At 39.5% G+C, this 13,434-nt stretch carries 12 protein-coding genes and 1 riboswitch; of the genes, 8 read left to right on the top strand and 4 right to left on the bottom strand.

Going from position 1 to position 13,434, the window contains the following annotated elements; genetic code table 11:
* Positions 1-108: 108 nt before the first annotated feature.
* From KHA88_RS18180 to KHA88_RS18155, 6 genes are all read left to right on the top strand, one after another.
* The gene (locus KHA88_RS18180) at positions 109-1,251 is read left to right on the top strand and encodes a trans-sulfuration enzyme family protein (RefSeq protein WP_213099639.1); all 1,143 of its coding nucleotides are present in this window, start codon (positions 109-111) and stop codon (positions 1,249-1,251) included.
* Positions 1,252-1,364: 113 nt separating this feature from the next.
* A riboswitch (SAM riboswitch) is annotated at positions 1,365-1,474 on the top strand.
* Positions 1,475-1,607: 133 nt separating this feature from the next.
* Complete coding sequence (locus KHA88_RS18175; protein ID WP_213099640.1) at positions 1,608-2,576, top strand: aliphatic sulfonate ABC transporter substrate-binding protein; 969 nt, start codon at positions 1,608-1,610, stop codon at positions 2,574-2,576.
* 19 nt (positions 2,577-2,595) lie between these two features.
* Positions 2,596-3,438 carry an ABC transporter permease gene (locus KHA88_RS18170; RefSeq protein WP_213099641.1) on the top strand — a complete coding sequence of 281 codons (843 nt, stop codon included), beginning with the start codon at positions 2,596-2,598 and terminating at the stop codon, positions 3,436-3,438.
* Between the two features lie 14 nt (positions 3,439-3,452).
* Entirely contained in the window at positions 3,453-4,184 is a 732-nt protein-coding gene (locus KHA88_RS18165) for an ABC transporter ATP-binding protein (RefSeq protein ID WP_213099642.1), read from the top strand.
* Positions 4,181-5,893 (top strand): acetate--CoA ligase, encoded by a 1,713-nt coding sequence (acsA, locus tag KHA88_RS18160; protein WP_213122624.1) that lies wholly within the window; start codon positions 4,181-4,183, stop codon positions 5,891-5,893. Before KHA88_RS18165 ends, acsA begins: the two co-directional genes overlap by 4 nt.
* An 89-nt stretch (positions 5,894-5,982) precedes the next feature.
* The gene (locus KHA88_RS18155; protein WP_213099644.1) at positions 5,983-6,552 is read left to right on the top strand and encodes a DUF421 domain-containing protein; all 570 of its coding nucleotides are present in this window, start codon (positions 5,983-5,985) and stop codon (positions 6,550-6,552) included.
* Positions 6,553-6,594: 42 nt separating this feature from the next.
* Here KHA88_RS18155 and KHA88_RS18150 read toward each other — a convergent pair whose 3' ends face one another.
* From KHA88_RS18150 to KHA88_RS18135, 4 genes are all read right to left on the bottom strand, one after another.
* On the bottom strand, positions 6,595-7,881 hold the full coding sequence (locus KHA88_RS18150; RefSeq protein WP_213099645.1) for an FtsW/RodA/SpoVE family cell cycle protein: 1,287 nt from the start codon (positions 7,879-7,881) through the stop codon (positions 6,595-6,597).
* Positions 7,874-8,287, bottom strand: a complete 414-nt coding sequence (locus KHA88_RS18145) for a PadR family transcriptional regulator (RefSeq protein WP_213099646.1) — start codon at positions 8,285-8,287, stop codon at positions 7,874-7,876. The genes KHA88_RS18150 and KHA88_RS18145 overlap by 8 nt, the downstream gene beginning before the upstream one ends.
* A gap of 5 nt (positions 8,288-8,292) precedes the next feature.
* Entirely contained in the window at positions 8,293-8,826 is a 534-nt protein-coding gene (locus KHA88_RS18140) for a sigma-70 family RNA polymerase sigma factor (protein ID WP_213099647.1), read from the bottom strand.
* A gap of 232 nt (positions 8,827-9,058) precedes the next feature.
* Positions 9,059-9,955, bottom strand: a complete 897-nt coding sequence (locus KHA88_RS18135) for an MBL fold metallo-hydrolase (RefSeq protein ID WP_249308739.1) — start codon at positions 9,953-9,955, stop codon at positions 9,059-9,061.
* Between the two features lie 250 nt (positions 9,956-10,205).
* Here KHA88_RS18135 and KHA88_RS18130 point away from each other — a divergent pair, with 250 nt between their 5' ends.
* Positions 10,206-11,669, top strand: coding sequence for an amidase family protein (locus tag KHA88_RS18130; protein ID WP_213099649.1), 1,464 nt, complete (start codon positions 10,206-10,208; stop codon positions 11,667-11,669).
* A 529-nt stretch (positions 11,670-12,198) separates the two neighbouring features.
* Positions 12,199-13,347, top strand: coding sequence for a DEAD/DEAH box helicase (locus KHA88_RS18125; protein WP_213099650.1), 1,149 nt, complete (start codon positions 12,199-12,201; stop codon positions 13,345-13,347).
* The last annotated feature ends 87 nt before the right edge of the window (positions 13,348-13,434 follow it).

Here is a 13,434-nt window from a genome sequence, read left to right as displayed (position 1 = left end):
CGGTGATATAATGACTCGATTTTGACAACTCCTTGAATTGTGAGTATAATCACAATTATTATAAATTTTCTCTTTTTTTGAATTCATACATAGGAGTGACATGACATAATGAGAGACGTTTCTTTTGAGACAAAAGTAGTCCATCAATCACAAAAAAATAAAAATAATTTCACATCTAAAGCATCGCCAATTCATCAAACATCCTCGTTTTCATTTAAAGATTTGGACGAACTGGAAGGTTATTTCGAAGGAGAAACGCCTTATTTATATTCAAGGTATGGAAATCCAAATACAGACGAACTCGGAGCAGCCGTAGCGGCACTTGAAGGTACGGAATCAGGGGCTGCCTCTTCTTCAGGCATGTCTGCTATTTTAGCTGGAATTCTTGCAGTTGTGAAAAACGGCGATCATATTGTTGCATGCGATGATTTATACGGAGGTACTTACCATCTTCTTGACGAAGAACTTAAAAATTTCGGAATCAATGTTTCTTTTGTTTCTTTCGCAAATGAAGAAGAGGTAAGAGAAGCCATTCAGCCTAATACGAAACTTCTATATACGGAAAGTATTACCAATCCATTTTTAAGAGTGGAGGATATTTCAGGACTGGTCCAACTTGGTCAAGAATTTAATCTCTTCACGATGGTTGATAATACGTTTGCTACTCCTTATCTGATGCAGCCATGCAGAGAGGGGATAGATCTCGTTGTTCATAGTGCAACGAAATATCTCGGCGGGCATAGCGATGTTTCAGCAGGTGTTATCGTTGGAAAGGAAAATCTGATTCAAGCAGCTAAGCAAAAAATCGTTAGCTTGGGCGGAAATTTAAGTCCATTTGAGGCGTGGCTGACTTGCAGAGGAGTAAAAACCCTAGCGTTGCGTATGGAAAAACAATCAAGAAACGCACAAGCTGTAGCAGTAATGCTCAAACAGAATGAGAATATTTCGAAGGTGTATTATCCAGAAGGGGTTTCAGAACGAGGCAATGGCGCGATTGTGACCATCGAACTCTCACAGCAATGTAATATTCGGACGTTTTTTGCTTCCCTTGGTTGGATTAAAATTGTTCCCTCATTAGGTGGAGTCGAGACCACCGTATCATATCCGTATGGTACTTCGCATCGAAATTTACCAGCAGAAGCACAAGAAAAGCTTGGAATAAACGAAAGGGTAGTTCGCCTTTCTATCGGGATTGAAAACGAACAAGATATCGTTGAACAATTTTTCCAAGCAATAGAAAAATCATGTTAAGTTAGCAAAGCGCAGACCCAATTTTATAAATTTTCTAAAAAGCATTTGACATGTTGGAGAAATTATCCTATACTGCTTTACATAGGCAACGCAATAAACAACTAAATGAATATCTCTTATCGAGAGCGGCGGAGGGAATAGGCCCTGTGAAGCCCGGCAACCTGCAAACATTTTGTTTGAAAAGGTGCTAAATCCTACAGATCATGGATCTGGAAGATAAGAGGAGGAATCGTACATACGCCCTCTTCTTAGGAAGGGGGCTTTTTGTTGTTCAATAAGGAAATGTATATAGGGAAATATCCATTATTAAACCAAGTAAACCTATAAAAATAATAAATATATTGGAGGAAGAAAAAATGAAAACATGGATTATCAAAACATTATTATTAGTCATAGCTGTAGTTGCATTAGCGGGATGTTCCAGCAATGCAAGCGGGGAAGAAGGAAAACCAAAAAAAATCACTTTAGACTACGCACATTATTCACCGACAAGCCTTGTGTTAAAAGAAAAAGGTTTTGCAGAGGAATTATTTAAAAAAGAAGGCATTGAAATTGAGTTTGTCCTAAGCCAAGGAAGCAACAAAGCCCTCGAGTTTTTGAACTCTAAAAGTGTGGATTTTGGTTCTGCTGCAGGTGGTGCAGCACTGATGGCGAAAGCAAAAGGGTCACCAATCGAAACAGTTTATATTTTTTCAAAGCCTGAATGGACAGCACTTGTATCGACGGATTCAGCGATTAAAACGGTAAACGATTTAAAAGGGAAAAAGGTGGCAGCGACACTTGGAACTGATCCATATATATTTTTGCTACGAGCTTTAGAAGAGAATGGGCTATCCGGAAAAGATGTTGAAATAATCAACTTGCAGCACGGAGATGGAGCAGCAGCACTTCTTTCAGGAGAAGTAGATGCTTGGGCGGGACTTGATCCCCATATGGCAAAGGTCGAAAATAATTCAGGCGCAAACCTTTTCTTCCGAAATGCTGACTTCAACACATATGGAACATTGAATGTACGATCTGAATTTGCTGAAAAATACCCTGAATACGTTACAAAAGTCATTGAAGTATATGAAAAAGCTCGCCAATGGGCGATTGACAATCCGGAAGAAACTGCAGAAATTTTGGCTAAAGAAGCCCAAATCGATTTGAATGTGGCAAAAATTCAGCTTGAACGTAATGATTTTTCCACATCAAAACCTGGTGATGAGCAAAGAACAGCCATTAAAGCAGCTGGTGATGTTTTAAAGTCAGAAGGAATTTTGGAGACAAAGACTGATATTGAAAAAGTAGTAAACGAATTGATTAATCCCGATTTTTTTAAATAAGTAAAGGACGGTGGCAACGATGAGTGGCAGAAGTGAAACGATTAATGTTCGAATGGAGAAGCCGAAAAGACAGCGTATTTCCAAATTCACATATAAGAAAAATGAAAAGTGGATATTAGGCAGCATCATTCCTCTCTTTCTATTACTCGTATGGGAGATTGCAGGCAGGGCGGGGGTAATCGAAGCACATCTTCTGCCGGCACCGACGAAAATTGTTCAGGAAATTTTTGAGATGGGTGCAGCAGGTACACTTCTTGGTCATGTTGGCACAACCTTGTACAGGGTCGCCGTAGGCTTTTTGCTTGGCACACTTGCAGCAGTTCTACTTGGATCGGCAGTCGGTTACTTTTCCGTCATGGAAAAATTAATGGATCCACTCGTTCAAGCATTTCGTTCAATCCCATCCCTTGCCTGGGTTCCGCTGTTTATCCTTTGGATGGGGATCGGCGAATCCTCGAAGGTGACATTAATCGCTGTCGGTGTATTCTTTCCGGTTTACTTAAATATTGTTTCCGGAATCCAAGGGGTAGATAGAAAGCTCATAGAGGTGGGGAAAATTTATGGATTCACATCCGCTGAGACATTAAGAAAAATTATTCTTCCAGCATCCTTGCCCTCATTTTTAGTCGGTCTAAGAAGTGGACTGGGGCTTGGTTGGATGTTCGTCGTAGCAGCGGAAATTATGGGAGCGAGTAAAGGTCTGGGATATTTGCTGGTTGTCGGACAAAATACTTACTCACCGGAACTCGTAATTGCCAGTATCTTTTTGTTTGCAATTATTGGAAAAATAACCGATTCATTACTCAAAGGTTTAGAGAAAAAATCACTTAGTTGGCAAGATAGCTTGTCCAATCAGCGGTAAAGGGGGAATTGAGAGTGCTCGCAGTTCAAAATGTAACTCGAACATTTAATAAAGGTAAAGCAGGTTTTAGGAATGTGACTTTTTCAATGAAAGAAGGAGAAATAATTGGCATCCTTGGTACGAGCGGCTGTGGAAAAAGTACTTTGCTGCGAGTACTCTCGGGGCTCGATGACCAATACAGTGGAAAATTCACGCTTTCGAAAACAGATTCCGATCATAAAGTCGGTATGATGTTTCAAGAACCACGTCTTATGCCGTGGCTTTCTGTTAACGATAATATTGGCTTTGGCGTAAAAACGGCGAAGCAAAAAGAACTTGCGAAGGAACTTCTTGACCTTGTTGGTCTGAATGGTTTTGAAAACCATTATCCAAAAGATTTATCTGGCGGTATGGCACAGAGAACTGCGATTGCAAGGTCCCTCATTACAGAACCGGACGTACTGCTTTTAGATGAACCATTCAGTGCTCTCGATGCTTTTACAAAAATGCAGCTTCAGGATTTGCTGCTTTCAATCTGGAAAAAGCGACAGACAACGATGGTGCTCGTTACGCATGATATTGATGAAGCTTTATATTTATGCGACCGGGTTTTTATTTTGCGAGGGCAGCCAGGTGAAATTTATGCGGAAATCAAAATTGAACAGAAAAAGCCACGTTCACGAGGCGATGTCACACTTGCTGAAAAAAAGGCAGAGATATTGAATTTACTAGATTTAAATAATGATATAAAGGAGAAAGTACAATGACGAGACAACAAGTGATACCTCCAATCAAAGGTTCTTATAATGTGCAATCAGATCTTGCAGAGAAGCAGTCAATTGCTTGGGAAGAAATAGAAAAAAACTTTAGTTGGCATGAAACAGGTAAAGTAAATATGGCGTATGAATGTGTTGATCGTCATGTTGCTGAAGGATTTGGAGAAAAGATTGCCCTTCATTATGTAGAGGGGGAAAGTGAATGGAAACTTACTTATGAAGAGTTAAAGAGTGAAACGGACAGATGGGCGCGTGTTTTGAAAAAACATGGTGTGAATAAAGGGGATTTTCTCTTCGTGTTTTTGCCGAAACACCCGGAATGTCATATTGCGATTTTAGCCGCGATTAAGATTGGAGCAGTTGTCGGGCCATTGTTTGAGGCATTTATGGAAGAAGCAGTTCGTGACCGAATTTCGGATTGCAGCGGGAAATTCCTCATTACAAATGAAGAGTATTTGCAAAGAGTGCCTCTAGAAGATTTGCCAAGTCTTGAAACAATCTTTCTCACTGATAAAAAGCCAGTTTCGCCTGACGTTATTTCTATACCAAAAGAACTTAACTCGATTGCAAATGAAGAAGAGATCATCGAATGGGTAGAGCTTGATGACGGCTTGAACATTCATTACACAAGCGGATCTACAGGGAAACCAAAGGGGATTATTCACGCCCACCGCGCAATGATTCAGCAATATATTACTGGTCGTTGGGTCCTCGATATAAAAGAAGATGATGTTTATTGGTGCACGGCACATCCAGGCTGGGTCACAGGCTGTGTATACGGAATATTCGCACCACTCTTAAACAGAGCAACAATAGTTCTTCATGGTGGCCGTTTTAATGCCGACAGCTGGTATGAAACGATTGAAAAAACAGGTGTAACTGTTTGGTATAGTGCACCGACAGCTTTCCGCATGCTAATGGCGGAAGGGCAAGAGGCGCTTGAGCGCTATGACTTAAGTAAGCTCCGCCATATTTTAAGTGTCGGTGAACCACTTAACCCCGAAGTTATTTACTGGAGCGTAGAAAATTTAAACCTGCGGATTCATGATACATGGTGGATGACAGAAACAGGGGCGCAGTTAATTGTAAACTTGCCAACAGAACCAATTAAACCGGGTTCGATGGGAAAACCACTTCCTAATATTGAAACTGCGGTATTGGACGATGAAGGCAATATTTTACCGGTGGGGGAAGTTGGTCATTTGGCGATCAAAGGGCCTTGGCCAGCGATTATGAAAGAAGTATGGAATAATGAAGAAAAATACGCAACCTATTTCCCATTTGGCCCAGAGTGGTATCTTGCGGGGGATTTGGCCTTGAAGGATGAGGATGGCTACATCTTCTTCCAAGGAAGAAGCGACGATATGATTAATTCTTCTGGGGAGCGCATCGGACCTTTCGAGGTAGAAAGCAAGCTAATTGAGCATCCTGCTGTCGCCGAGGCTGGCGTGATTGGAAAGCCGGATTTCATCCGCGGGGAAATTGTGAAGGCATTTATCGTTTTGAATAAAGGATACGAATCCACGCCTGAAGTGCTTGCGGAAATTCGTTCCTTTGTCAGAAACAGGCTCGCAGCACACGCGGCACCAAGGGAAATTGAAGTTGTTGATGAATTGCCGAAAACAAAAATCAGTGGGAAGATTTTGCGCCGTGAATTGAAGGCGAAGGAAGTTGAAAAACTGAATTTGGTACATGCTTAACCATATTTTGCACGAATAAATGCTTATGCATTTATTCGTGCATTTTTTCTTATTATCGGTGAAAAATATTGATGAATGGAGATGAATTTATGAGTTTGTTTTGGAAGGTCATACTCATCGCTTTAATGGGTATCGTTATATTAAAGTTTTCAGGTCGAAAATCTATTTCACAAATGACTATTCCGGAAGTTGTCGTAATGCTTTCAATCGGGACTGTTCTTGTTCAGCCAATCGGTCAGAAAAGTGTAGGGAAAACGGGGATGGTCGTCGCTTTATTTGTCGCCGTACTTTTCTTACTTGAATATTTACAACTAAAAATAAACTGGTTAGAAAAATTGGTAACCGGAAAATCAAAAATTGTAATTCAAAATGGTGTATTAAATGTACCTGAGTTAAAAAAATTGCGTCTTACCGTTGATCAATTGGAAATGAGGCTACGAATGGCTGGCATCACTAAAATCGAAGACGTTAAAACCGCGACCATCGAATCAAATGGTGATCTTGGATATGAATTGATGGAAGACGCAAAGCCGTTAACTATCGGCGATTTTAAAAGACTAATGGGCGGATATCTAGAAACCCAATCCGTTGAACAACAAGATAACATTTTTGCTGAATTGGACAACCAACAGAAAGATCATCCTAAATATCTACAATAAGAGAGATATAAAAGAACCCTCAAAATGTGGGTTCTAATTTTATTAGGCTGGAGCTACTAAATCCTTCCGCCGATATACACTTAGAACAAGTCCAATCAAAACAGAATTAATTAAAACATGAATTGTTCCATAGCTAATGAATGGTAGCCAAAATCCTGCAAGTGGCAGCCAACCGAGCACCATCGTAATATTGTAAATGAAGGGCACAGTATAAAGAGTCGCTGCTCCGATAATGATTAGTTGGCCAAATGTATCTACGATTTTACGAGACATCCAACACAACCTGATAGTGACGGCAATAAGAAAGAGAACAAGACCGATAGAGAAAATCCAGCCAAGCGAGTACGTTAATGTGACAAACACGTAATCCGTGTGTGATTCTGGGAGAGAGAAATTTTCTAGTTTATTTATTTGTCCAAACCAGCTTGCTTCAGATAAGTACTTTTTAATTTGCACATTCAAAAACCCTGAGCCATCTGCGTATTTCTCTGGATTTAAAAAACCTAATAGACGATGTTTCATATAGAAAGGATTATATTTCCAGACTAGAAGAGAAGAACCTCCGATTATAAAAGCGATGAATGAGCCAAGTACTCGTTTTCTCCGTTTACGAATGGTCCATACGTACATGGTGAAAACCATCAAAACATATATAATGATATTGGGTAAAATGCTGACAGGGATATAAAGCAGTAATGTAAAGGAAAATAATCCGATCATAAGCAAATAACGATTAGCATATCTATTAAAAATTCCTGCCCATCCAATAAACAGAAAAGGGAGAACGGCTATGGAATTTGAACTAAAAAATCCGAACCGGATATAGGGATAACCATTCCTATAGGTGCCAAGGTAAAAATCATTTATATAGGTGCCAAAATAGAAAAATAGCAATAAAATAATACCTGCTATACCAATAACTAACCATGCTTTTTCTTTCAACTTCCTATAATCAAATAGCATCACGCTGAATACACAAATAGTACCTAAGATAATACTAATGCTTTGTTGATAAATTGATGGCTGATACTCAAAATTCGTGATTAAAAGCGGCAATAATCCAAGCAAATGCAAGAAAATGAAGAGACTTAATAAGCTCCAATCAATTTTTGGACGATGCAAGCGACCCATTTTTAAGCCGAGTTTTACCGGATCGCCCATTTGTTGGACAGCCTGTGCCTCAGCATCTTCCCTAGAAAACCCAGCGTTCATCAATCGTTGCGCTGTATCTTCAATATGACTATCGAGCTCCAGCGTTACAAACTTCTTCGCTTCATTAGATTTAATCTGATTCTTCACAAGCTGCAGAAAAGATGTTTTCTCACTCATATAACAAGTCACCTCGCAACAGCTCATTCAGAGTCTTAGTTTCTAGTCCATGTTTCGCTTCAGCTTTTTTCAAAAATCTTCTTCCTTTTTGATTTAAGCTATAATGCTTCTGTTTATCATCGCTCCATTCAGATAATATATATTCCTTTTGTTCAAGCTCGTGCAGTAAAAGATAAAGAGAGCCTTCATTTTCTACGAATTTTTTAATACCCCGTCCAATTAATGTCTGCAGAAGTTCAAATCCAGTTTTTTTATTAGAAAGTAGCTGTAAAATGGCCAGAAAAACATCTTCGTTTTTGTCTTCTTCTCTTTGAATAGCTTTATAAATGTTTTCACGATGGCGATTTGTAAATTGTAGCTCGTTTGATATTTTATTCTTTTTCAACTTCCTTAAACGTTCTTCCATGATCCTCACCCTTCCAAACTTTCTTTTAGAAGTGTCATCGCCCGGCGCAGCCGAGTTTTTATTGTATTTTGCTTAACACCTATAAGCAATTCGATCTCCTTAATAGTCATCTCTTGAAAATAATATAAATAAACCGGTTCTCGATATTTAATAGGCAATTGTAAAACAGCTTTAATCAATTCCATTTCTTCTTCCAAGCGTAGGACTGCATGTTCCACGTTATCATGTGAAGATACAGGTTCAACTTCATTTTCATATGTCAGTATAATATTGCGATGGTGCCAGCTACGAAGATAATCTTTGCAATGATTGATTGCAATCCGCCATAACCAAGTTCTAAGGTTAGAACGATGCTCGAAATTAGGCAAAGCTTTATAGCATTTAACAAAAATCTCTTGCGTCAAATCCTCCGCAACAGCATTATTTTTCACATATGAATAGGTAAGTTGCAACATATCCTGTCCGTAGTCAGTCATTATTTGGTCAAACAGCAAATCAATATCTGCTGCCTGAAGCGCTTCAGCAACAAAATCTTCCAAATCTAAATACCTCCTTGACTTACTAATCATTAGACGGAGCAGAATGATGATGGGTTTTAATTTTGGGGAATATCTTTATTATAGAGGATCGGGAAAGAAAAAACGTGCCTTCCAATATTTGTGGGAAGCACGTCTACACTTTTAAATATTTGTCATTTAGCACAGGGCTTACGAATTAGTAACATATTCGTTCCAGTTCATATTCCACATGGAAAAATCAATGATTTAAATCTTATAGTTTTTGAGTCTGTCCAATCTTCATTATTTTTAAATGCTCCATACTCAATTCTTGCTTTTTCCATTCTGCCAGCAAACGGTCCAGTGCCTCTTTCGGGGTATCATCAGCCAATCTATAAGCACCGTAATGCATCGGAATCATTTTTCTTGCACGTGTATCAAGAAAAGCTTTTACCGCTTCCTCAGGATTCACATGCTGGTCAGCCATAAACCACTCCGGCTCATAGGCACCGATTGGCATGAGGCAGTAATCAATCGCAAATCGGTTTCCAATTTCGCGAAAACCTCGAAAATACCCACTGTCCCCGGCAAAGTAAATGGTGTTTTTATCCGACGATTCCAATATCCATCCACCCCAATGTGAGCGATTCGTATCAGTCAGCGTCCGCTTTGTCCAATGCTGTGCAGGAACAAAGGCAATATTCAAACCGTTCAATTGATGTTCTTCCCACCAATTACATTCAACCACCTTGCTAAAGCCCTTTTTCTTAAACCAATTGCCAAGCCCAATAGGTACAAAAAAACTTGGATTGCCCTTCAATTTTTTAATAGATGAATAATGCAAATGATCGTAATGACTATGTGAAATCAGGACAAGATCGATTGGGGGCAATGCATGGATTGCAAGACCAGGCGATGTGAGTCGTATGTCCGTACCAAGCCTGTTTGCCCAAACGGGATCGGTCAAAATGTTCATCCCATTCAATTGAATGAGAAAAGTAGAATGACCAATCCATGTGATCGTAGCGATAGACCTATTTGATTGTAAAAATTTTTCTTCCGTTTCTTCCACGCGAGGAACCTGAAAAGATAAATCTTTTGTTTTGCCTCTCCTTTCCTTGCGCCATTCCATTAAATCTTTGAAACCCTTCAAGGTTTGAATTTTATCCATGTTTTCATAGCGGTTCTTTTTCATAGTCCCTTCTTGCCCCTCACCATTTGTTTCTTTTATTTTAATTCATAAATAACTAATGACCCAAGAAGCCTGCCTGATGGATAAATGTGAAATGTGGTAACCTGACCTTCTAAATAACAGAATGGGACTTTACTATGATTTTAATTAAACTTTTTAAAAAATAAAACTCTTAAATCGCATACTTATCAGAAATATTCTAAAATAAAAGAAAAGGGGGCTATAAGAATTGGAGAATCCTAAGTTAAGACAATTACACGATGAATGGTTGCAAGAAGCAACAATTGAAGATATAAAGGAAAAGCTAGATTCGGGAGAAGTAACTTCCGTTGATCTCGTACATATGTACATGAATCGGATTGCCAATTACGATAATAATCTCAGGTCAGTTCTAGAAATAAATCCCGATGCATTACATATTGCGTCATCACATGACATTGAGCGGAAGGTGCATGGGCCAAGAAGCGTACTACACGGAATACCAATATTATTAAAAGATAATATCGATACTGGGGACAAAACGCATACAAGTGCGGGATCGCTCGCTTTGGCAGATCACTATGCTGCTAAAGATTCATTCGTTGCTTCTCAACTGCGAGGAGCGGGGGCTATTTTATTGGGGAAAACGAATATGACGGAATGGGCTAATTTTATGGCGTTCGATATGCCGAGTGGGTATAGTTCAAGAGGTGGTCAAACACTAAATCCATATGGTGAATTTGATGTGGGAGGTTCAAGTTCCGGCTCAGGCGCGGCCATCGCTGCCAATTTTGCTCTTGCTGCAATTGGAACGGAAACATCGGGCTCAATATTAAATCCTTCATTGAAAAATTCATTGGTCGGCATAAAACCGACTGTTGGACTTGTAAGCAGAACCGGGGTCATTCCGATTGCCCACACACAAGATACACCTGGGCCAATGGCAAGAACAGTAAAGGATGCGGCCTATCTTTTAAGCGCCATTGCAGGTGTGGATGAAAAAGATCCGGTAACTGGAACGAATCCCGATCGGAAAGGAATTGATTATGCATCCAATCTATCCGAAACAACCTTAGAAGGAATGCGGATTGGTATTGCCGGTTCTCCTTTTACAGAACGTTTGAGTAAACATAAACTGGCACTTGCAGATCAAGCCTTACAAGTACTGAAAGAGCTAGGAGCCGAAATCATAGAAGATATCAACATTCCATCAGCTGAGGAAAAATTGGGATTCGATGTTTTGGTTTATGAATTTAAACCAGATTTAAATGCATATCTTAAGGCTACTTCGCGTTCAAATAAGATTCGATCACTTTCAGATGTGATTTCATTTAATAATGAAAATCCAGGTAGGATGTTAAAGTATGATCAAAAACTACTGGAAGCGTCGGAAAAAACGAGTGGAAGCTTAATGGAAATGGAATATGTCCAAGCGCTAGAAAAAGATCAATACTTATCGAGGGCAAAGGGAATTGATCATGCATTAGAAGAATATAATCTGGATGCTATATTGTTTCCGGGGGACAGAGGATCTGAAATTGCAGCGAAAGCAGGTTACCCTTCTGTTATTGTGCCAGCAGGGTATGTGCCTAATGGAGAACCATTTGGAATTATGTTCACTGGTACAGCTTTCAGCGAGCAGACATTATTAAAAGTTGCTTATGCCTATGAGCAAGCGACTAATCATAGAAAAGCTCCAAAGCTCGAAAAATAAACGAAAAGGCCGGCTCAAATTTAGGGCACAGCCTGGTTGTACTTAATTTGTTTTGTAACACGTAGTTGTCGGTATTGTTATGATATAATACAGGTATACAGCTATATAGGTAGGATGGGCAGCGACCACTTCCTCATAGAGGAGGTGACGCTGAGGAACGTGTACGAATCTCTAATGGTTGCAATATCATTTTCAGCCTTAATCGTATCAGTGTTCATAGCAGTTATTTCTTTGACAAAAAAGAAATAACCCTCCCTAAATACCTTTGACCAAGGTGGAGGATTATTTCTTCATCAGGGTCGCTGCACTTCTTGCAGTGTAGCTAGTATATTAAGGAGTACCAGTTCCAGCTGGTGCTCCTTTTTTATTCTTTGCTGTCTATCTATATTATATTCATTTCCCTTGTGATTGTAAAGCGAACATATCATGTCGGCTTCATCCTACTTAGGTAATCGTTTTTATTAATGGGATTGGTTGTGTATGATAGAAGTATGAACAATCCCGAAATAAGGGAAGTAAGGAGTAAGGTATGAAAAAGGACAATCAATTTTTATCAAATATAAACCCTCAACTTCAAAATCTATGGGAAAAATCGGGGTTTGAAAGCCCTACAGCTATTCAATCTGAAGCTATCCCATTCATATTACAACGTAAAGATCTCGTTGCAGAGTCACCTACTGGAACGGGAAAGACAGTAGCTTATTTAATTCCGATCCTTAATCAAATTCAAGAAGAAAGTAAAAGCTTACAAGCTGTTATTTTAGCTCCTTCTCGTGAACTTGTTATGCAAATTTATCAAGAGGTGCAAAAGTGGACAGAAGGAACGGCAATCGTAGGGGCTTCCTTAGTGGGAGGAGCTAATATTAAGCGTCAACTAGATAAATTGAAAGAGCGCCCACAAATTGTTGTCGGTACGCCCGGACGTATTTTGGAATTGATTAAATTGAGAAAACTCAAAATGCATGAAGTTCAGACAATTGTCCTTGACGAAGGCGATCAATTGTTAGTGAAGGAGCATCTTGAAACAGTTCGGACAATTGTAAAATCGACGATGAATGACCGTCAACTTCTATTGTTTTCCGCTACGGCTGTGAAAGATATTGACCAAGTGAAAGCAATGATTGGAAGAATGCCCGAAAAGATTAAAATTAGCCGAAACAAGGACACGGTTTCTGCTACTGTTGATCATTGTTATTTACTATGTGAACCACGCGATAAAGCAAAGCTTTTACAAAAAATTGCTGCTATGGATAGGGTAAAGGTCCTTGTTTTCGTGAGGTCTGTTGGCAGTATGACTGTACTTGCAGAAAAGCTTAAGTACGAAGGTGTATCTTTGGAAATGCTTCACAGCGAGATGAGAAAAAGCGAACGGGAAAAATCGTTAAGAGCCCTACGCGATAGTAATGTGAAGGTTTTACTGGCGACTGATGTGGCCGCTAGGGGTCTCGATATAGAAGGTCTGACACATGTCATTCATTATGATTTCCCAGAGGATACTGAACAGTATATTCATCGCTCGGGGAGGACCGGCAGAATGGGGGCAACAGGGACCGTTGTTTCTTTAATATCTGAAAGAGAAGAGCGCGAATTGAAAAAAATTGGCAGAGAGCTGAAATTGAATATTCTCCCAAGAAGAATATTCAAGGGGCAGCTAGTAGAAGTGAATCGGAAAAAATAATACGAGTGCCTAAAGGTTATGTAAGACTACATAACCCGTCTGAACATTTTCTATACACTTATATTATAGGTAAGGTAAAATAAGGAA

The organism is Lederbergia citrea (genome assembly GCF_018343525.1).
Lineage (GTDB): Bacteria > Bacillota > Bacilli > Bacillales > Bacillaceae_C > Lederbergia > Lederbergia citrea.
Note: the sequence above shows the minus strand (reverse complement) of the source record. Positions and strands in the feature narration are given on the sequence as shown.

Coding starts and splice junctions, on each gene's coding strand:
- KHA88_RS18135 (WP_249308739.1), bottom strand. CDS start 9,955: ATGGATAAAATTCAAACCTTGAAGGGTTTCAAAGATTTAATGGAATGG.
- acsA (WP_213122624.1), top strand. CDS start 4,181: ATGACGAGACAACAAGTGATACCTCCAATCAAAGGTTCTTATAATGTG.
- KHA88_RS18170 (WP_213099641.1), top strand. CDS start 2,596: ATGAGTGGCAGAAGTGAAACGATTAATGTTCGAATGGAGAAGCCGAAA.
- KHA88_RS18155 (WP_213099644.1), top strand. CDS start 5,983: ATGAGTTTGTTTTGGAAGGTCATACTCATCGCTTTAATGGGTATCGTT.
- KHA88_RS18150 (WP_213099645.1), bottom strand. CDS start 7,881: ATGAGTGAGAAAACATCTTTTCTGCAGCTTGTGAAGAATCAGATTAAA.
- KHA88_RS18175 (WP_213099640.1), top strand. CDS start 1,608: ATGAAAACATGGATTATCAAAACATTATTATTAGTCATAGCTGTAGTT.
- KHA88_RS18145 (WP_213099646.1), bottom strand. CDS start 8,287: ATGGAAGAACGTTTAAGGAAGTTGAAAAAGAATAAAATATCAAACGAG.
- KHA88_RS18125 (WP_213099650.1), top strand. CDS start 12,199: ATGAAAAAGGACAATCAATTTTTATCAAATATAAACCCTCAACTTCAA.
- KHA88_RS18180 (WP_213099639.1), top strand. CDS start 109: ATGAGAGACGTTTCTTTTGAGACAAAAGTAGTCCATCAATCACAAAAA.